This is a genomic window from Stygiolobus sp. RP850M (assembly GCF_037389295.1).
Taxonomy (GTDB): domain Archaea; phylum Thermoproteota; class Thermoprotei_A; order Sulfolobales; family Sulfolobaceae; genus Stygiolobus.
The window spans coordinates 1-19,645 of sequence record NZ_JBBHKU010000053.1; the positions used below are offsets into that span (position 1 = coordinate 1).

General features: G+C 39.8%; 20 protein-coding genes and 2 pseudogenes. 10 read left to right on the forward strand and 12 right to left on the reverse strand.

Translation table 11 applies throughout. The annotated features are described in order from the left end of the window. Window positions 1-453: 453 nt before the first annotated feature. The 3 genes from WIW52_RS06165 to WIW52_RS06175 form a co-directional block, all read right to left on the reverse strand. On the reverse strand, window positions 454-624 hold the full coding sequence (locus WIW52_RS06165; protein WP_337709288.1) for a hypothetical protein: 171 nt from the start codon (window positions 622-624) through the stop codon (window positions 454-456). Window positions 625-838: 214 nt separating this feature from the next. Next, window positions 839-1,048, reverse strand: a complete 210-nt coding sequence (locus WIW52_RS06170) for a hypothetical protein (protein ID WP_337709289.1) — start codon at window positions 1,046-1,048, stop codon at window positions 839-841. Window positions 1,049-1,247: 199 nt separating this feature from the next. Beyond that, window positions 1,248-2,408, reverse strand: a complete 1,161-nt coding sequence (locus WIW52_RS06175) for a cation:proton antiporter (RefSeq protein ID WP_337709291.1) — start codon at window positions 2,406-2,408, stop codon at window positions 1,248-1,250. Between the two features lie 133 nt (window positions 2,409-2,541). On the opposite strand from WIW52_RS06175, the gene WIW52_RS06180 reads away from it, so the two are divergent. Further along, window positions 2,542-3,792, forward strand: a complete 1,251-nt coding sequence (locus tag WIW52_RS06180) for an APC family permease (protein WP_337709292.1) — start codon at window positions 2,542-2,544, stop codon at window positions 3,790-3,792. A gap of 30 nt (window positions 3,793-3,822) precedes the next feature. Beyond that, window positions 3,823-4,701 carry a mechanosensitive ion channel family protein gene (locus WIW52_RS06185; protein WP_337709293.1) on the forward strand — a complete coding sequence of 293 codons (879 nt, stop codon included), beginning with the start codon at window positions 3,823-3,825 and terminating at the stop codon, window positions 4,699-4,701. A gap of 34 nt (window positions 4,702-4,735) precedes the next feature. On the opposite strand, the gene WIW52_RS06190 is transcribed toward WIW52_RS06185, so the two are convergent. Further along, a complete protein-coding gene (locus WIW52_RS06190; protein WP_337709294.1) occupies window positions 4,736-5,701 on the reverse strand; it encodes a CBS domain-containing protein in 966 nt (321 codons plus the stop codon). A 662-nt stretch (window positions 5,702-6,363) separates the two neighbouring features. Here WIW52_RS06190 and WIW52_RS06195 point away from each other — a divergent pair. Beyond that, window positions 6,364-7,353: a TRM11 family SAM-dependent methyltransferase gene (locus tag WIW52_RS06195; RefSeq protein WP_337703144.1), complete on the forward strand. Its 990-nt coding sequence runs from the start codon at window positions 6,364-6,366 to the stop codon at window positions 7,351-7,353. Between the two features lie 341 nt (window positions 7,354-7,694). Here WIW52_RS06195 and WIW52_RS06200 read toward each other — a convergent pair whose 3' ends face one another. The 4 genes from WIW52_RS06200 to WIW52_RS06220 all read right to left on the reverse strand — a co-directional run bounded on the left by WIW52_RS06200 (window position 7,695) and on the right by WIW52_RS06220 (window position 11,028). Next, complete coding sequence (locus tag WIW52_RS06200; protein WP_337709295.1) at window positions 7,695-8,168, reverse strand: hypothetical protein; 474 nt, start codon at window positions 8,166-8,168, stop codon at window positions 7,695-7,697. Then, on the reverse strand, window positions 8,152-8,754 hold the full coding sequence (locus WIW52_RS06205; protein ID WP_337709323.1) for a molybdopterin-dependent oxidoreductase: 603 nt from the start codon (window positions 8,752-8,754) through the stop codon (window positions 8,152-8,154). Before WIW52_RS06205 ends, WIW52_RS06200 begins: the two co-directional genes overlap by 17 nt. 913 nt (window positions 8,755-9,667) lie before the next feature. After that, window positions 9,668-10,189: an adenosylcobinamide amidohydrolase gene (locus tag WIW52_RS06215; RefSeq protein ID WP_337709296.1), complete on the reverse strand. Its 522-nt coding sequence runs from the start codon at window positions 10,187-10,189 to the stop codon at window positions 9,668-9,670. A 101-nt stretch (window positions 10,190-10,290) separates the two neighbouring features. Next, complete coding sequence (locus WIW52_RS06220) at window positions 10,291-11,028, reverse strand: hypothetical protein (protein WP_337709297.1); 738 nt, start codon at window positions 11,026-11,028, stop codon at window positions 10,291-10,293. A gap of 462 nt (window positions 11,029-11,490) precedes the next feature. Between WIW52_RS06220 and WIW52_RS06225 the strand changes: the two genes are divergently transcribed. From WIW52_RS06225 to WIW52_RS06235, 3 genes and pseudogenes are all read left to right on the forward strand, one after another. Next, on the forward strand, window positions 11,491-11,754 hold the full coding sequence (locus tag WIW52_RS06225; RefSeq protein WP_337709298.1) for a hypothetical protein: 264 nt from the start codon (window positions 11,491-11,493) through the stop codon (window positions 11,752-11,754). Beyond that, complete coding sequence (locus WIW52_RS06230; RefSeq protein WP_337709299.1) at window positions 11,723-12,124, forward strand: type II toxin-antitoxin system VapC family toxin; 402 nt, start codon at window positions 11,723-11,725, stop codon at window positions 12,122-12,124. The genes WIW52_RS06225 and WIW52_RS06230 overlap by 32 nt, the downstream gene beginning before the upstream one ends. A gap of 119 nt (window positions 12,125-12,243) precedes the next feature. Then, window positions 12,244-12,609, forward strand: a pseudogene (locus WIW52_RS06235) (hypothetical protein); the annotation flags it as partial. 87 nt (window positions 12,610-12,696) lie between these two features. Here the strand turns inward: WIW52_RS06235 and WIW52_RS06240 are convergent. Continuing rightward, window positions 12,697-13,077, reverse strand: a complete 381-nt coding sequence (locus WIW52_RS06240; RefSeq protein WP_337709300.1) for a type II toxin-antitoxin system VapC family toxin — start codon at window positions 13,075-13,077, stop codon at window positions 12,697-12,699. Continuing rightward, window positions 13,043-13,282 (reverse strand): antitoxin VapB family protein, encoded by a 240-nt coding sequence (locus WIW52_RS06245; RefSeq protein ID WP_337709301.1) that lies wholly within the window; start codon window positions 13,280-13,282, stop codon window positions 13,043-13,045. Before WIW52_RS06245 ends, WIW52_RS06240 begins: the two co-directional genes overlap by 35 nt. Before the next feature lie 350 nt (window positions 13,283-13,632). Here WIW52_RS06245 and WIW52_RS06250 point away from each other — a divergent pair, with 350 nt between their 5' ends. The 4 genes and pseudogenes from WIW52_RS06250 to WIW52_RS06265 all read left to right on the forward strand — a co-directional run bounded on the left by WIW52_RS06250 (window position 13,633) and on the right by WIW52_RS06265 (window position 16,610). Continuing rightward, window positions 13,633-13,938 carry a Rieske (2Fe-2S) protein gene (locus tag WIW52_RS06250; RefSeq protein WP_337709302.1) on the forward strand — a complete coding sequence of 102 codons (306 nt, stop codon included), beginning with the start codon at window positions 13,633-13,635 and terminating at the stop codon, window positions 13,936-13,938. Window positions 13,939-13,952: 14 nt separating this feature from the next. Next, window positions 13,953-14,741 carry a hypothetical protein gene (locus WIW52_RS06255; protein ID WP_337709303.1) on the forward strand — a complete coding sequence of 263 codons (789 nt, stop codon included), beginning with the start codon at window positions 13,953-13,955 and terminating at the stop codon, window positions 14,739-14,741. 46 nt (window positions 14,742-14,787) lie between these two features. Beyond that, window positions 14,788-15,894: a hypothetical protein gene (locus WIW52_RS06260; RefSeq protein ID WP_337709304.1), complete on the forward strand. Its 1,107-nt coding sequence runs from the start codon at window positions 14,788-14,790 to the stop codon at window positions 15,892-15,894. Window positions 15,895-16,127: 233 nt separating this feature from the next. Further along, window positions 16,128-16,610, forward strand: a pseudogene (locus WIW52_RS06265) (zinc ribbon domain-containing protein). Window positions 16,611-17,396: 786 nt separating this feature from the next. On the opposite strand, the gene WIW52_RS06270 reads toward WIW52_RS06265, so the two are convergent. Continuing rightward, window positions 17,397-19,454, reverse strand: coding sequence for a xanthine dehydrogenase family protein molybdopterin-binding subunit (locus WIW52_RS06270; protein WP_337709305.1), 2,058 nt, complete (start codon window positions 19,452-19,454; stop codon window positions 17,397-17,399). A gap of 22 nt (window positions 19,455-19,476) precedes the next feature. Then, complete coding sequence (locus WIW52_RS06275; protein ID WP_337709306.1) at window positions 19,477-19,611, reverse strand: hypothetical protein; 135 nt, start codon at window positions 19,609-19,611, stop codon at window positions 19,477-19,479. Between the last annotated feature and the right edge of the window lie 34 nt (window positions 19,612-19,645).

A 19,645-nucleotide genomic window follows, 5' to 3' on the forward strand; every position in this document is an offset into this window, starting at 1 on the left:
TCCTTAGCGTACTCTACTTGTCCCTTCAACATCTTTCAGTAGAACAACGTTGAAAAATAAAAACTTCTCGCTAATACCGACTTCTTGGTATTACCTCCCTAAGATTCCCATAACTGCTGTATAAGGGGATTATCCATCACCTCGGAGAGGCTTTCCGCCCCCTTAACCCCTTTCTGCAAAAATAAGTTAAAAATGTGTAGACTATTTTTCAGTTAAGGAAGGGGTAAGTGCTCGCTTAATCAATTGGTTAAAAATAGTCATGGAGAGTAAGATAAATCATCTTTACCCTTGACAGAAATAGAAAATCATTGTAAGAAAGAAAATAGATTAGAAGAATAAGAGCAATCTATTTTGAAAAATTTCCAGACTACATCACTATTTCTCTAAATCTCAATCTCACGTGTAATAAGCCTGCTATAACACCTAGTGTAAACAAAATTATTGCTGACTCAATTATTTGACTTCGTAAGCTGTAAGCTTTACTGGCATAAAAAGTGATTGCCCCTGATATATGATCATCAGACCTCCTAGTGTCATACCGGATATTATTGCCAGTTTTTGGTTATCTGTAACGTTTTTGAATTGTAACTTTTTCCTCCACAGCTCCCCTATACCGTAGAACAACACTATTCCTATTGTAATAAAGGAAAACAGTCGAGAGGAACTGTATCCACCAGTTCAGTAAATCATTGATCTCGAAGAGCTGAATGAATAAAAAACTGAAATATAATATAGTCCAAATCCGCGAGTCCACTGTTCTTGAAAGATCCGTAGACTCTCAGCCAAGGCATTTTAACAGTCTCCCTTAACCCTACACCCGCCGTCCGATTTATCAGTCTTATTGGGTCTTCAAAAGCCACATTATCCCTCCTGAAGTCCTTACTCTCCCCTCGTAGTCCATTTTAATACCCTTTACTAACCTCCCCAGAGGAAAAAATAACTCGATTCCCCTATCTGTAGGAGAGGTTAACATGTCCAGAAACATGTGCAAAAACACGCCTAAACCGAGGTAAGGATTGAAAAGTGTAACGGCCGAAGCGAAAAACAAGTTGTGGAATAAAGCTCTGTGCAGCTGATACCTTGCAAATATCGCTCTTCTAGTAAAAATGTACTCTCTGTCAGGTCAGGCAAGGCAGCACCAATACCTACTAACACGGCGAGTGACAAGTCATTATGAAAGAGTACTAAACCTACAGCTAAGGCAAAGGCTATATGTGTGTTTAAGTTCATATGAAGAATTCTCGTGGTTATTTAACTTCTTTCGACAAGTATGAGAAGAGTAAGGCTCCAAAAATAGTGGTGAAAAGAGTCATTAAAATTACGGCGAAGTAGCCATCTGTGTTGAGTATATTATATGTGAGTCCTAAAGAACCTACTACTATACCCGTCTCCCCTCTCGGTGTCATTCCGACCGAGATCAAGAACGCCGACCGCGGGCTCTTTGTTTGCAAGTAAGCGAACGGAAAGACGCCTACTATTTTGAAGACTATTGCGATCACGAAGAGTTCTAGGCCGAGAATCATTCCGTTGAAAGTTATGTTCTGGATATTAAGCTGAAAACCTACTGTAACAAAGAAGAGGGAGCCGAAAATTGCAAGGAGAGACTCGGAAATCCTCAGGAACTCCTCTCTTTTCTTACTCTCAGCGAGTGCAATGCCGGTAAGGAATGCTGGTACAATCGGAGAAAATCCTACAGTAGTCAAGATAAACACTAACCCAAACAGTGATATAAACGGAAACTCCTCTACGTAATTCTCCCCTATTCTATCAGCTAACTTGGGTAAAATCACTACAGCTAAGGCGAAAGCTAGTGCCCCTATTACTATGTAAAAAACGATCGTCTTTGTAACGGACAGAAATGAAGGTTTCTCCCCCGAGATCAGGGACAGTGCCACAGTCAGTAATAGCAAATCAACGACGTCGTCAACAGCTGAGGCCACTGTAATGAAGTTTGAAATACTTCCCTCCACGTTCCTCTCCTTTAATATTGATGAAACTGCTGCAATACTCGTTGCACCCACCGAAACGGCTAAAATCAACGACTGTGGATAAGGGAGAAGTGCCAGAGAGACTAGGAAAGGTACTAAAGCTCCGAAAAGAGCCCCTAGTATACCATAAATTCCGGAGCTTTTTAAGGTGCTCATCCCGTGCTCAAGTCCTGAAGAATAAATGAGCAGAATCATGGAGAATTCTGCTAAAAAGGATAAGTAATCATTAATGGTAAACAAAGGCATGTTCAAAATCCTGTTAAAGACTTCGCCAAATCCGTAGGGGCTTAATACGATCCCCGTTATGATCTCCCCCACAATGAGAGGTAAACCGTATCTTCCCATATAACTCCTCACTATCTCAGCAACAAAAATTAATATAAATATTTCTAGAAGAGCGAACAAGTATTCCGATTCCACAATAGACTTAACGACTGAAGATAATAATAAGCCTTTTGATACCTGTAATTCGCAGACTAGGTCGCGTCGTATTTACATCACACTCTAAGTTAGTTTTTTATTATTCGACGTAAAGAATAAACAGAGGTCTGTAGTGAATAGCAAGAGGTTAAACTCTTTCGAAGCTTTTTCTCTTTCCTTCGGCGGACAAGCCCCCTTTACGTCTATGATAACCTACGGAACAGTTGCCCTGCAAATGGGAGGGACTTTTCTCCCCATAGCGACTATTATAGCCACGCTAATAGTTCTACTAAACGGTTTAGTGGTGTATAAACTCTCATCCGACTTTTCCGACGAAGGAGGTTACTTCACTTACGCTTATTTCTCTCTCTCAAAGAGGTTGGGCTTGGTAACCGGGTGGATATTCCTAATGTATGCTTTTACTTACGCGGGGACACTGATTGCTGGTTCTATATACATACTGAAAAGTGTGACATCTCAATTACTGCCAGACGACGTGTTAAGTATACCTATAATCGCATTCTCTTCTTTTCTAATACTTAAGGGACTTAACGTCTCCGCGAAGTACGCTGAGTTCGTATCCGTAGCCGAGATAACAGCAATCGTGATTAGCTCTGTAGTACTTTTAATGAAACCTCATCACTCATTTCAGCTCATGATCCCTCAAGATATCTTCCTGGTCACACTATTTGCCATAGGAGTTCCCTCTGGTTACGGAAATATAAGTCCCATGGGAGGTGAGGTAAAAGACGCGAAAAAGACACTGGGGATTGTTACGGTTAGCGTTATTCTAACCGGTGGGTTACTTTCAGCCTTGTTATTTTACGCGACCTCACTATATGGGACTGATTTCGTGATGATCCTGAAGGAGAACGTAAGTTTCCTCTTTCCCTATCTCTTCTTCTCAGCATTAAATGGAGGAATATTAGGTGGGATTGCTTACGTGATCGCTATGTCGAGAGTAATCTATGCAATGGGGATTAGGAAGATGGTTCCTACTAGTTTATCTTACTTAACAAACGGCAGACCGTTAAACGCCGAGTTGGCTTCGATAATGTTTTACTCTGTATTACTGTTCGCCCTAATTCACTTCTTGGGCGTTTATACAACTTTCGACTTGTTGGGAGAATTCTCTATGCTTACTTATTTGTTAATATCGATCTCCGCTGACATATCATTGCTGAGGAGGGCTATTAAAAGGAGTTGGGCAGATTTATCTTTATCATTTACCGCTCTCCTTGTCAGTATCATAGTCCTAGTATACTCAATAGTAGAGACGAGTTCACCCGTAATTAATTACGTATTAGCGTTATTCCTTATATTTGGTTTCTTTTACTTCGAGGTCTTGGAGTTGGCCAAGCAAACCAGGTGGAGATATGACTAACCTTAAATTATCGTCGAAAAATTATGAGACATGGCATTTTACAAGAAATTTCTCATAGGTATACTTCTTGTCGTCGTTCTTTTCGCCGTAAATTACGTTATGTCTTTGTTCGTATCAAACTCACAACTCCTTTTGCTGGTTAAGGTAGCTAGTGTGGTAATAAGCGGGTTATACTTCCTAATAATTATCACGGACGGTTTAAGGGATATATTGAAGGGGAAGGGTAACGTATCGATCGTGGTTCCTAATGTAGTGAAGTATTTAGGTTACATCGTGATTTTCATAGTAGCTTTCTCGATTTTCGGAGTAACCTCAGCAGAGGCGATTGCAGGTGGAACCTTCGCCGGTCTAGTAATAGGTCTAGCGTTACAACCCGTGTTACAGAACTTCTTCGCCGGATTACTGATCATGGGTACTGGTTACATCTCAATCGGAGATCACGTGAGAATAATGAGTACTAAAATTACCTATACACCAGTCCTCTTTCCCCAATACAAGTACTTCTCGAGGGACTTCATCGAACAAGGGATTGAAGGGGATGTGGTGGAGATAGACTTGTTCTTTTCGCGTATATTGCTAGAGAATGGTAGGGAGATTAGGATACCCAATTACATTTTACTGGAATCAAGTGTTATCGATTACGCTTCAAAGTACAGCAAGGATTTCGTGGTTAGTATCAGGGTCGAATTTCCCCTAAATAAAGTGGACTTAGAAAGGATAGAACAACAAATAGTTGAGGTTTTAAAAGGTTACGAAATCGTAGAGGGACCGTTTCTGAGCGAACAGAGCGATAAGGAGCACGTAATTCTTTCCCTGAAGATAAGGGCTAACGTAACTGAGTGGAAGAAGGTTAAGTCTGAAGTACTGAAACGCCTTCTGATACTCAGAAAGAGAATGGTAGAAAGTTAAGGAGTGAAACGATAAACAAAGCGGATGGAAAAAATCATATAACTTCACTTTCAATTAAAGTCATAGTCTCCTTGACCCCGGATAAGCTAGCTATAGAGTTAAGTACTGTAGTAGCGACAAGATCAGGATCTTCAACGTCGATAGTTATGAGTAAGTCGTAGGGTCCGTAAACTACTGCAACATCATAAACCCTTGGCATCGCCATAAGTGTTGCTGCGATTCCCCTTATCTTGCTACTTTCAGCCTTAACCAACACATGAGCTCTAACCATACTGGCGTACGTTCTCACGAGATCCCACTCGGTGACAATGCCCCTCAAGTTAGGGGCTTTTGGCTCTCCATCGAAGAGTAACACCGACCCTACATTCTTCATGGTTATCAAGTTCGCTACATCCGCTACTGTAGCATCTTCGTCAGCGTAAACCAATTGCTGTTTACCTATCAAATCTCCCAGCTTATTACTCATAGCGTTCTCATTTAACGCTTTAAGTACGTCCCTCAACGATACAACTCCTATAATGTCAGAACCAGAGATCACGGGTATGTGGGATATCCCTAAAGAAACCATTAGTTTTGCTGCGTCAGTTACAAGTGAGTCGGAGTTCAATGTTAGCACGTTGCTACTCCCTATAGCCATTGCGGGAATGTTTACTCTAGGAATAATCTTAGCTAAGTCACGTTCAGTAACTATTCCCTGACCTTTCACAATTAGAGAGCCTATTCCGAGCCTTACCATGAGTTTTGCAGCTTCTCTAAATGACGTCTCGGGGTCTACACTAATTGCAGGTTTCGCTATATCCGAGAGTTTTTCTTCGGTCCAGTTCTGTTTGCCTAAGGCTTCCTTGATCACAGTTCTGGCTGAGATAACTCCTATTATGTTCCCCGCAACTGTTATAGGTACTCTCCTTATACCTGTGGTAATCATTAGACTTACGGCATCTTTTAGAGTTGAATTAATGTCTAATGTCTTTAAGTTTGTGGACATTATTGTCTTTAACATTTCAAATAATAGTTGTATTTCTAAGTTAAATGTATTTTATTCAAATGTTTTCTAAGAAGACGTTAAATATGTTAATTATTGCTTGGTAACGAAAAATTGACTATGACAGGTAAAAATGTAATGTATAAATAAAAACATTTTTAAAATGATTATAATGATAAATAATATCTTCTAAGAGCTCAGTAATAAGTAGAGGTGATTTTAGGCATAATAATACATATTCATTGTCGTAGATTAGACAATGGGCAAGCATATTCAAACTTTTAAATGTCTAGCCGTTGACAACAGTTTCAGATAAACCGTGAATTTTATGTCATTTAATGTCATTTGACATTCCTAGCTCTTCTCATGAGAGTTTATTAAATTTTGTAGTTACATACTATCACGTAGAATAGAGCCCTACAGTGAACTCGATAAGCAATGTGAGGGGAAGGGAAGGTGCTCAATGAAACTCCCTATGTCCTTGAAGGGAGTGGTTTAACTACCGTAGACGGCATGGGGATAGAAATAAGGGGAATGAGAACGAGAGATTGAATACAAATTCATGAAACATCGATGAAAGTCCGACCCCTAAACAGGGAAATACCTTACGTATAGACTCTCCTCGTGTTTTCTCTTTTTCAGACGACTAATATAAAAATCTCCTCTCTACACATGTTCTTGTGAAAAAAGTCACATTCGACGACTACCTTAAATTCCTTAATTCACATGACAAAGTCGAGTTTGGAGAAAACGCCATACATTTAGACCCTATTAAGGTGGATAGGCTAAAGCCTGAAGAAGATGAGCTTACAAACATCTCGACTACTGTGTGGAGTTTCCCGAAAAGAGGTAGTTGGGCTACTCATAAAGGGGACTACCGGGGAAATTTCGCTCCTCAAATACCCAGAGCAGTAATTTTGAAGTACACCGATGTGGGTGATACAGTCCTTGACCCGATGGTAGGCAGTGGTACTACGTGTGTAGAAGCTAAGCTTTTGGGTAGGAACTGTATCTCTGTAGATGTAAACATAAACGCAGTAATGCTAACGTTACACAGGCTTTACTGGCTCGAAAAGTACTTAGACGAATGCAAGGACTTTCTGGAAGAAGTCAGTTGTGAGGACATAAGAAAGGCTAAAGTAGACGTGTATATAGGAGATGCTAGAAAACTGACAGAACTGAATGACGAGAGTGTTGACTTAGTAGTGACTCATCCCCCTTACTTTAACATAATAGATTATACTAGCGGGATTGATGGGGACTTGTCTTCATATACCAAGCTGGAAAACTATATCTCAGCTCTAAAAGAAATAGGTGAGGAGATATACAGAGTGTTGAAAAAGGAAAAACAGTTCGCCGTCCTGTTGGGAGACACTAGGATAAAAAAACATTACGTGCCGATTACGTCGTACGCCTTACTAACTCTTCTTCAAGTAGGCTTCGTATTGAGGGAGGAAGTAATCAAAATACAGCATAAAATGAAGACAACGAGAGAGGTATGGAGAAAAGGTAAAAGGGACTTTCTGTTGATATACCATGAGAAATTATACATCTTCGATAAGACTGAAGAGGTCAAAAAATATAAGTATAGTTCGGGTGAAATGGTAAGAACACTTTTTTACCAGAGCGAAAATAATAAGACATTGTTTAGTTCATCTTCTGACTTCTGAAGAATCTATAAGATACATGCTGAGAATTCGTGACATTAGATATTATCAACGGTAGGAAAGCAGTTAACCCGATCATTACAACTGAAAATTACTATTCACTATGCTCCTCTTCCATAAAGCATCTAGAGATCAATGAAAGTGACAAGGTTTATTCCCATTTCTAAGCTGAAAATCAGGAAGCAATCTTTAGTTAATGGTGGCTAGTGTTGTCATTAGTATATTGTTTGAAGCCCCATACGAGAAGGTGAATATAACGATTATCATAGTGAGACATGGTAACATTGTCCTCTTCATTAGAAGTAATAGGAGTGTAAATAGTAGAATATAATCCGAAGAATTTGTTATAAAAGTAGCACATACATGTAGATTGCTATAGCGTATAGTGTGATCATTATTGTGGGTATTACGAATTCGTAAATTAATGTATTTTTCACTCCTCTCCTCAATAACATTGAGCCTAGGCCAGAGGCTGAATGAAGGATGAAGAAGAACGTTAAAGGTCCTATCAGAAGTATGTGGAACTGCAAACTGTTACCCCTATTTAATAGGCCAAGGGTCAAGTCTGAGATCAAAGTGGAGGTCTGAGGACCAGCTCCGAAACCTGTTATACCCTCAAGAAGTGCTAATACTAACAGGGACCAGGCAGTTAACCTCTGAAATGACGGGGTGTAGATGGAATCTTTAAGGTTAGGACTAAAAGCTTTTCTTGATGCCGCTATCATTATGAATCCGGGTAAAGCTAAGGGGAGGAAATAAGGTGCTGTAGACGTTATCAACGTACCTAATAATAACGTTAATTTACTTCCTCGCAACATCTGGATACCCCCTTGACTCCCAATAACCAAGATAGTTCTTATCCGTAACATGAATTCTCACTAACCACTTAGTATAGCAGTACCCCCACCAACGTGGTACAACCATTCTTACTGGGTAGCCGTGAAGTTCTGGTAGTGGTTTCCCATCTACCATATATGCTACAACGGTATCATCTTCCATTGCCTTGTATAAAGGTAAGTCCGCTGTATACCCGTCAGCTCCGAAAGTTACTACTTTAATTGCATTAGGCTTAACACCAGCTTCATTTAGAATATACTTTAATGGAACCCCAGTCCACTCCACGTTAGCTTGTAAGAAATAAGAGTTAGAAACACATTGAATAGTATCTTTTACTGAAATTGACGGCATATTCATTAGATCCTCATATGTTAATTGTAAAGGATTTTCAACTTGTCCATCAACTGTTAGAATATAATTAGATCTGGATAAGGTAGGAGTGTAGTTACTATACTGTACTACATACCATGCTGAGAATGGAGTTAAGGATTTATTCATATGAGAAATTAAAATATCACTTGTCCCTAATTTCCATATAGCTATGAGCGAAGTAGCAGCTAACATCATTTTAAGGAAATTTCTTCTACTCGATATCGAAGGCACAAGTCATTAGAATGCATAACCCAAAAAAGCTTTTACCAAAATTCATGACGTAAACTCGACGTAGGGCTTATTAAGAGAATTAACAATAAAGATTTAGATATTACAAAGAAAGGGGTTAAGGGGGCGGAAAGCCTTGCCAAGGGGATGGATAGCCCCTTGTTTAAATACTTCTTTGCCAAAATTTCTCTTAGTAATGCTAATGACGCTCTTTATATAAAACATATTAGTCAGATCTGGGTAATACAGATCTGACTGGGGTGTAGGCCGTGACGCTCCTTGGGCTTAAAGCTTGTCGGGGAGCTTGGCCGCCTCCAATTCGGATCGGAAGTTGGGCAAAAAGCCCGAATAAAACATAAGGGTGAGTACAATTGGAGGCCCCCAGTTGCAGGAATAGACGTATCAAAAGATAAATTAATTGTACTATAATAAGCAGTTTAACGCTAGTAAGTAAAGCGGGTTTCATGGCGTAAGTAGTGTGGACTATGCTCAATTTTTAAGGAAAGTTTTTATACCGGAAGCTCCACAGCTTAATGGGACTGTGGGAGGAGCAACCATAATCTTCCTTCAAGGGACTAGAGCTCGGCAATGAAAGTCCCCCTTTCAAGTGGGAGTGGATCTCTGATCCACCCGACTGCCCACCATATGTAATCCCGAATCAATAGTGGGAACGATGAGATTGGAACCTTCGCCCTTCCAAGGCAGAGAGGAAGTCAGTCTCTCACAAAACATGTTTTCTAACTTGAATACCATTATCTAACTTCCCGTATTTTGTTCCATTGGGCTATTATATCAAATACTAAAATGATAAAATTCAGTATGTATTGTAAATCTAAGTGGCGGTCATCTGACTTAAGATTTTATCTCTCACGTGGAGGAGTTATAATAATTCTCTCAACATATTTCTAACGTCCTTGGCAACGCTCTTACCGAGGGGTGTTCCAGGGCCCGCGAAAAACTCCTTGCCTGGTAGAGCTCCTACAGCGACTGCGTCACTCACAGTCCCCGTCAAGTTAAGATGTCTTAATGCTCCGCTCTTGGCTTCTGTAACAGTCCTGACCAAGTCCACTAAGCCGTTTACCGAAAGAGGATAGTTCACGAAAGCTCCTATGTTGATGGTACACCCTGCGTCCTCACCGCTCTTATCGATTCCAGCTGAAATGAATAACTCTCCCCACTCCCTCTTTTCAAAGCGGAATTTCCTCGCAGCAGTCATAAAAACCACTGCTTCCCTTTCCTTTACCTTGTCAACGTCTTCGAAAGCGTTTTTACAGTAGTCTTTGCTTACAATGATTAGCTTGATTTTTCTGACGTGGGATAATCCTTCAGGGTATAAAGCCGAAGTAAGGGTGAGGTACGTCCTTGGAAGGAGGAACTCGTGGAACTCGAGGTCAGTCGACATTAAAAACTAATTGACCCACTAATAAATTAGTTTTTCATCAAATGTAGTCTCTTAATTCCCTTTAGTTGTCTTTATGGTTGCGTTTTTAAAAAAAAGACAAGCTAACTCGACTTTACGAGGACTTCAGAATAGGGCAAATATACCATACGTGGAACATAAACTACTCTAACTTTTATCCACTGTACCCCGTTATAGATTTCTATTGAGGTAGTGGGAGGTATGTATCCTTTGACCAGTATTACTCCATTATAAGTACCAGAAGTGCTACTCAACACGTAGGTTGTTATGTTGTCTATAATAATCTTTAACGGTGGTTGAGGTAGGACTATCAGTGAATAAGATCCGTTAGTATATATTATATCGCCGGTATAGGCGTTTAAGGTAAACCCGAAGTTAAGCGTGATTCCGGTACCATTTACGACCAGATTATATTTCCCTGGGGAAAAAGGCAGTCCATTATGGTCTATTAACGGAAGTAATGTCACGTTTGAAGTTATGTTAAAAGTATTAAACAAACTCATACTATCGTTTGATAAATAGTATAAATATGCTTTCGCTGGAATTTCATTTGCTAGTATAGTGAGGAAATATGTATCGTTACGGAGTACTAGAACTGCTGTAGCTACTGAGGTGGTGTAACTCGTTGTCTTTACAGTTGTCGAGTTTGTGTAAACCATATGCACGGCGGTGGTGGATGAATTCGTAGTATTCCAAATCAATGTATTTGTTTGACTTCCTGGTAATTTACTTAGCTTACCTCCGTGGTGATTAAGGAATAAAAAGGCTAGGATTATCACTATTACGACGGCTATTATTATGATCAATAACTTTTTGTTCATAGTTGATAGATTTGAGAGAAATAGAGTTAAAAGCGGTTTGGTGTGAAAAAGGGGTCGACTTTTACTGAGGTTTCATTAACTCGTATTCAACCTCTCGTCCTCATTCCCCTTGTCCAGCTCCCCATGCTTAGGAAGAGAAGGATACCGTACTTATCAACCTAGAAATTATAGCAAATTTCTTCCTCCCGTAGAGGTCGCCAACAAATGATAAAATGAGGGAAACGAAAGAACCTACTAAACCTCCTAAAGAAAGTAATTCTCCAATTTCTAAAGCAGACAACCTAAAGAGAGAAGATAAAGTGAAATAATTGTTGAATCGCTACCCATTATCAATCCTGACAATGAGGATGAAAGTATAAGCAAGAATTCTTCTTTTCTCACGCGTATCTATTTAGCTAGACCTTTTTATTGTTAATCTCTAAACCTGCTTGTATATAAGCAGTTTCTAAAAACCTCTACCTAATGCTTAAGTATCTGGTGGAAAAAGTAGAAAATGTGGAAAGCATAAAAATAAAGCCAGAAACTAAGAAGAAGCTCACGGAAATTGCCGGAATGCTTGAGAAAGAGACCGGCAAGAGAGTATCCTATGACGACGTTATAAACTATTTAATTGAGAAGAGGTTTAAGGATAGGAGAACTGCTGAAAAATTATTTGGAATAGCTAAAGGAGTGAATTTATACGAGGAACTCTTAAATGGACGCAAAGAAGACGAAAATAGTTCTTGATTCTGGAGTTATCTTATCTTTTCTTGAAGGAGAATTTCGAGATTATTATGAAAGGATATTGAATGAAGAGATTATACCCTACATCAACACGGTTAATCTTACAGAAGTATATTATGTACTTCGTAGAAAAATAGGAAAAGAAAAGGCAGAAGAGATTATCAAGAGTATAATAAAATCCGGATATTATGAAATAATAGGTGTTAAACCTATAATTTTAAAATATGCTGCAGAATGCAAGTGTGCATATTCAATTTCATTGGCTGACTGTTTTAGTATAGCTACTGCTAAATTCCTTAAGACCAAGGCATTATTTAGGGGAGAAGAAGAGCTTGCAAAGAAAAGCATGGAAGAGGTAAAATTTATTGACTGAGTAGTAGGAAGTAATAAGCTATCGGGATACAGAAATTACAACGTCGTGGATTATGTAAACCTTGAATAATAGTAATAAAGATATAATTAATGCCACATATATCCCTCTTATAAAACCTTCCGGGTTTTCCTAAAGGGAAAGCTAGGGCTTTACGTTTGAACGCTCTATCACAAGCCCTTAATTTCCTATTGAGGATTGGTGTTGATTATGTAGTTTTTGAGGACTTGTTCTTAGTGAAGAAGAGGAAGTTCACTAGGAGTAAGAGCGGTAATAGGAAGGTTTCACGTTTCGCTAAGAGGCAAATGTTAATTCACGGTGTTATTAAAGCACTTAGGTTGGGTTTCAACGTTGTGTTAGTTAATCCTAAGGGTACTACAAATTCTGAGGATCACGACAAGGTGATGAGGGAGAAGGGATTCGACAAGCACACAGCCTCAGCTTACTTATTAACATTAAAAGGATTAGGAATGTTAAATAATATCAAATGGCGTAAAATTCACGGTTTATCTGAAACTGTTGTCAATAACAAATCGATGAGAGGGAATCATAGACCTCCCAAGGTAAAGAGGGAGTCAGTTAACAAGGACTAATAGGTTTAATTCATTAAATTCTTCTTTAATTTTTAAGAAGTCAGAATCTTTAGTCACCAAAGTTAAGCCCTTATTAATAGCCTGAGCGGAAATCAATATGTCGAAACTTCCTATTAGCTTACCCTTATCTTTTAACCTCTTATAAATTCTCGAACCAATTACTGAATCCCTTTTAGTGGGATTCAGGATCTTAAATGCCGATAAGAAATCAAGAATTTTACTTTCTTCAATCTTACCTAATAAAACCTCAAAGACTGTTAGAGAACTCACGTAAAAATCCTCAGCCTTAAAAATAACTTCTCTCACTTTTTCGTTCCCCTTTAAATACTCAATAATCGCTGAGCTTTCTACTAATACTTTCATCGTTTTTCTCCCTCATCTCCTTAATCTTCTTCATTAATTCTTCAGCATCTTCCTTACTGAGTATACCGAAATATCTTTCTAACCTTTTCTTCCTTAAACTTAAGGATTCCTCGATTAACTCTTCAATTACATCACTAAAACTTTTATCACCTTTTATTTCAACTAACTTCTTGTAAACCTCATCCCTTATCATTATCGTCTTCATATATCATATATACATACTATAGGAAAATAAACTTTAATGAATAACAGAGTCAAAGGCATATAACTAAATTATAGTGTAAATAATTAAGTAATAGGAATATTATCAATAAAATAAGAATTTTCTTGGAAGAGATAAAAAGTTGTACCTATATAATAATTATGGTACAACAATTCATAGACGAGAAAGAAAGGCTAAAAATTCGGGGGAGAGAATTATAAAAAAGAAGATAAAGTGCAATTAGTAATTATCTACGGTAAGAGAAAGCTGAAGTTAACGTACCCGCTGTGATTTGAGACGTGATACAATAAGGGATAATCTAAACCTTTTTACCTAGTCTCGTATTTACTAGTATGGTTGAAATCATAACCATCGACGGTTATCCAGTACTGGTTTACGAAAAAGGCGGTGTTAAATATTATTGGCTAGCCGGTTGTCCCCACAAAAAGAGACCGTTAAGTGAAGGGAAAGTGTTGGAAGACAAGATAGAGTGCCCTTTTCACCACGCGGTATTCAGCTTGATCACCGGGGAGGTGGTGAAAGAGCCCCAGTCCAAAACTCCCTGCGTGAACTGCAAATTGATAAAGGTGACTTTCGAGGGAGGGAGAGCAAAATTTGAAGGAGAACCGTTCATCCCTGAACTGCCTGGAAAGAAATAACCTCGTGATCACGCATGGTGAAGAAACTCTCGTTGACTGAGTACTCCGCCAAGATACCTAAACCTGGGAAAAGTGACTATTACGTCGTCGTACTGATATTCAGGGGCGAGGAGACGAAGAACTTCCCTGAGCTGAAAAGGCATTCAATACTAAAGAGGTATTGGTCTAAGGACTTCCTTGAGGCGGTGAGTGAGGCAATGGCGGTTAAGGAATGCGCTAACCTCACCGTAGACGGAAAGCCCCTGCCTAGACAAAATGTCAAAGTAATGTACTACCTTAATCCAGTAGACTTTCTTAAACTTTCCTACCTCGTGTCAACAACTTTTATTCAGGAAAAGATGAATACAGTCCTTGCCTCCCTCAGGAAGGGTGATTTAAGAGGGGCAGAAAGTGTGTTATTAAGAGGTGACGTCTTTTCACTCGCCTTCTCTAACATGGCTAAGGCTGTAAAGAAACATGTGATAATGGTAGACGTAGACACTAAGGATATGGAGTTCTTATCACTTTTAGAAGGAGTCCCGGTGAGGTTTGTAATAGAGACTAAACACGGATATCATCTACATGTTTATATTGAGGACGTTAAAGATAACGAGACCTTGAAAAAGCTCTATTCAATAAACGAAGCTTTTTCGAGGAAGGACTCCTTCAAAAGGCTTTTCGGTGAAAAGTTATTGGTCAAGTGGAAGGAGAGTCTAATAGAAGTTAAAGGGACTAATCCATTAGAATATGTCCCCACGGATGACTACCCGGTTTATGAGCTGGAGAGTAGAGACGTCAGGGAGTTCGTAGAGTTTAGGAGTTAACATGCTACACAAAATAATTTAATCTGTTAACACACCTTTCTAAGCAATGCAAGAGGCTTATGAGGACGTCTGTAGGAGTTTGCCTAAACTTTGTCCCAGGCTAGTTCCCGCTCCTTTATGGAGTTACACCCTAGCGGGGTTTGCTAGGTTAAATCCTTACATAGCTTTGGCTATATGTGATGAATGTGAGGATATCGTGAGGAGGTTAAACTATTTCTGGTTCGGACAAAAAGAAGACCGTTGTGAAGTTTGCGGAGAGGAGGGAAAGGAAGTAGATGAGGATTGGAGATATTATATAGAGGGTAATAAGGGAATAGCGGTGTTGGAAGGTCTTAGGACTCTCTGTGATAAGTGTCATGTAGCAAAACACCAAGGATATGCAGGTATAAAACACCAAGCTAAGGAAGCTCAAATTCACCTTGCTAAGGTGAACGGGGTGGAAGACGTGGAACCGTTGGTAAAGAAGTCCTTTATGATCCACATGAGGCTCAGTGCTATAACGGATTGGGAGTTTAGGTTGGACGCAATTGAAGAACCGTTGAGGTCGATGTTTGAGAAGTTATTAAACACCGCTTATAAGAGGGGTCTCAGGTATGAAGGAGGGTGGTTATTTTATACAAGTAAAAAAGCTTGGGAATTGGAGTTGAGATCGCTGAGGGTCAGTAAGGAAGTAGTGGAAAAGGGAAGTGACCTACTCACTTTGGCCGTTTCCTCCCTAAGCGGAATTAAAGTTCTTGAAAAAGAATTTAAAGTATTCCTTGATATGATCTCGGATAAGCTAAAATTAGCGTCTCTAGTTCAAGATGAGGAATTTTTGACTTACTCCTTAGGCGAGAGTCTGTCTGGTAAGTGGATGGTTTTTGTGCGAAAGGAAATATATCCCCGCTTTTTCTCGGTACTCGTTAACAGTTTGAGTGAGTTGGGTTATACGGCAAAGATTACGAACAGGATTGAAAACGTGGAGTTACCGGTAATAGTCTACATACCTTCAGCTTTTGACTTTGATCTGGTCAGGAAGGTCAAAGATGTGATTAAAAAGATAATGAGAGAGTTTGACGTAGAAAAACCGATCTTCTTTAAACCCGATATATTCTCTGCAAACAACATTTACAGTGGTAGGTCTGATATCAGACCGTATATTTTTGTAGCCTAATGGTCTATAGAGTTAATCAGAGGTGAGATGAGGACTGTATGAGAAGAGTATATACGCTTTGAAAATTAGTGTAAGATTTAACTCCTCGTTATTATACACTTATGAAAATTTATTTGTTAAACCATTGCTAAAATTCAGCCTGAACTCCCCTAGTTGATTACAAAAAGGGGGGGCCTCACCAAGGGGATTGATAGCCCCCTTATATTAAAAACCTCTTTGTCAAAATTTCCTTAATGGCTAGGAGGGTTAAAGCGATCAGAGCAACTGTTTCTATGAAGATCGCCCTCTCAGACTCCCTCCTAGCCCTCGTAAACAACTACGTTAAAGCACTCCGTTTCACCCTATTTTGGTTGGGAGAAAATGTTCCAAACCCGGAAGAGAAGGGAGTGATTTCAACAACCCACTAGGGGTTGTACACGAGGCTAAGAGAAGAGTACTACCTACCTTCAAAGGTTGCTGAGGACTGTTATAGGGATGCCCTCTCAGTGTACAAGGCTTGGTATAATAATCCTAGAAAAGGACGTTTTCCAAGATACTCTTCAGTCTCTTGCCTAAAATGCGGTCAAAGGATGATCGAAGTTTCCCACCGTTGGTTTAAGTGTTCATGTGGTTATGAGAACGATCATGACGTTATCGCAATCATGAATCTTAATGGGAGGGGGTCTCTGACCCTCTCGACCGCCCCTCAAATGAGAGATGTAAACCCGAATCGATGAGTAGAACCCTCGCTGGCGGGGAGCTTCCGGTATAAAAACTTTCCTTAAAAATCGAGCATAGTCCACACTACTTACGCCATGAAACCCGCTTTACTCACTAGCGTTAAACTGCTTATTATAGTACAATTAATTTATCTTTTGATACGTCTATTCCTGCAACTGGGGGCCTCCAATTACACTCACCCTTATGTTTTATTCGGGCTTTTTGCCCAACTTCCGGTCCGAATTGGAGGCGGCCAAGCTCCCCACCGGGCTTTAAGCCCAAGGAAGTCAACGGCCTACACCCCAGTCAGATCTGTATTACCCAGATCTGACTAATATGTTTTATATAAGGAAGTCAGTGTCCTACCCTTTGAAGCTCAGCGAATATCATAGAATCTGATTAGGAGAGTTATCTCACAATAATGATTGTAAGAATCTATAATTTTAGTATTTAAGCTAGGTCTGCTTATGGGGGTCGGACTTTCATTGAGGTTTCATGAATTTGTATTCGACCTCTCGTCCTCATGCCCCTTATTTCTCTCCCCATGCCGTCTACGGGAGCGGTAGTTGAACCACTCCCTTCAAGGACATGAGGAGCCTCATCGAACCCATCCTCCCCCTCACATTGCTCATCGAGTTCACTGTAGGGCTCTCTTCTACATGATAGTATGTAACTACAAAATTTATAAACTTTCACGAGAAGAACTAGGAATGTTGAATAATATCAAATGACATAAAATTCACGGTTTATCAAAAACTGTTGTCAACGGCTAATAATCATATAATGTCCCAATCGTCACGTAGTTAACTCACGATTTCCCATGGTAATACTGGGGTCTTGAAGAGCTTTTTTCTTGTAACCTTTTCTAACGCTATAAAGACCGCCGGTAAAGCCCCGGTAGTCCCAGCTTCTCCGACTCCCCTACTCCTTGAAGGTAAGGAAGAAGGAAAAGTTAGTGTATTCAGTTCCACTTGATAGTCCGCCTCTTTGGCCGTAGGTACTCCGCAATCAGCTATTGAGTAGAATAATGGATTACCGTATTGATCATAAGGCGTCTGTTCCCAAAGGACTTGTGACACTCCTTGAAGGATACCCCCAATTATCTGACCTTCTACCTCTTCTTTTATCAGCTCTCTACCCACGTCTTCTACAGAGTAGTATTTTAGAACTTCTACAAACCCCGTCTCCTTATCTACATCAACTACAGCGATATGTGCTCCCGGAGTGAAAATATCATCAGCCTTGTAAAATACTTCAACCTCTAAACCGTTCAACTCCTTCAAGGCCCTATCTATAGGTATGTTAGCCTTTTGGAGTAACTGTCTACATGCCTCAATTACAGCTGATCCTCCCACTGTACCGCTCCTAGACCCGAAACTCCCGATCCCCTCCTTAACTGTTTCTGTAGTGTTCATAACCACGTCTATTAAGTCCTCTTTTATCCCTAGTGTTTCTGAAGCTAATTTTGCAAAAGTATCTTCGTGCGCCTGACCGTGTGGTCCACTTCCAACAAATACCTTAACCCTACCGTTTTCAATTCTAACCCTAGCCCCTTCACCTGGAGAAAGTCTATCGATATCTGTAAATACTACAATTGAAACACCTTTGTCCTTGTATTTTTCTTTACTCATCTTGTAGTAGATCTCAGCAGTACTTAGTACTGTCATATATCCAGCCGGGTCTATCCTAACTCCCAGAGGTGTAACATATTCCTCCATATCTCCTATGATGTTCCTTTTTCTTATTTCCACTGGGTCCATACCTATTCCCTGGGATAAATCCTCAACTAGCGTCTCATGAATTAAGGCAGCTTCTGGTCTACCTGCTCCCCTATAAGGGCCGGTAGGGGGTAAATTGGTAAATACACCGATAGCTCTAATTGAAGCGAATTTCGTCTTATAAGGACCCGTGACTAGTCTAGCTATAAACTCTGGTGTAGTTGGGTTTATTGTGTAATTATATGCCCCTAAGTCTACGGCTACATAACCTTCAACCCCTAATATCTGCCCGCTCTTTGTTGCGTACATCTTTACTTCTGATAGTACTCCTCTACCAATTGTGGGATTTTTCAGGTGTTCTGATCTGGTTTCTATCCACTTTATTGGTCTGTTTAGTTTCATGGAAGCTATTGCAGCTAACACGTATTCAGCATGTAACGGTACTTTGTTACCGAAGCCACCGCCTACTAAAGTGGAGTAAACCCTGATTTTTTCAGGCTGTAAGTTAAGAGTCTCCCTTAGGTCGCTCCTGATCCTAAACACTGACTGGAAAGAGCCGTAAACGTTAAGGTTTTCACCGTCCCAGTGAACTAATACTCCCTTGGGCTCCATGGGATTGGAAACTATTCTGTTTTGGTAGATCTTTCTACTAACTACTATTTCAGCCTCTTTCTTTGCAGAGAGTTGACCTCCCTCTATGACCTTGTCCACTGAAATGTTTTTCTCCACACCGGGATGTATTTGGTCTTCACTATTCATGGCGGTCTCTACGTCTAATAAAGGTGGAAGTTCTTCATAATCAACAGAGACTTGTTCGGCTATATCTTCTCCGTCATATCTGTCTTCTACTACAAAGGCTAAAACTGGCTGACCTACAAAGTTTACCCTGCTATCCGCCAATAGTGGCATTCTAACAATCTTCCCGCTTTTCATGGTTTCAGGGTCAGCCCTTACGGGTAGGTAAGCCTTTACGTCCTCCCAGGTAAGGGTTAAGAGAGTTTTTTCCGGTTTAGATATGCTTTTTATCACCCCTCTTGCTATAGGGGATCTCACTACGAAAAGGTATAAAGTGTTCTTAGGAGTGAAATCGTCAATATAGACTCCTTCACCTTTAATTTTAGGTAAGTGATCCCTTAACCTCATGATATGGTTAGTGGTTTTAAGATTATAAAGCTTTATATCTAACTTGGTCAATGCCCATATTGTGTATTATGGAAGTAGGTTGAGTTGTTATCAAACCGCTGTTGATATGAAGTAGGACTTTGCACTGAGTATCAATGAGTACTGTGCTTTCTTTCATGTTTTCGGACATTCTATCAAAATTAATTAACTTT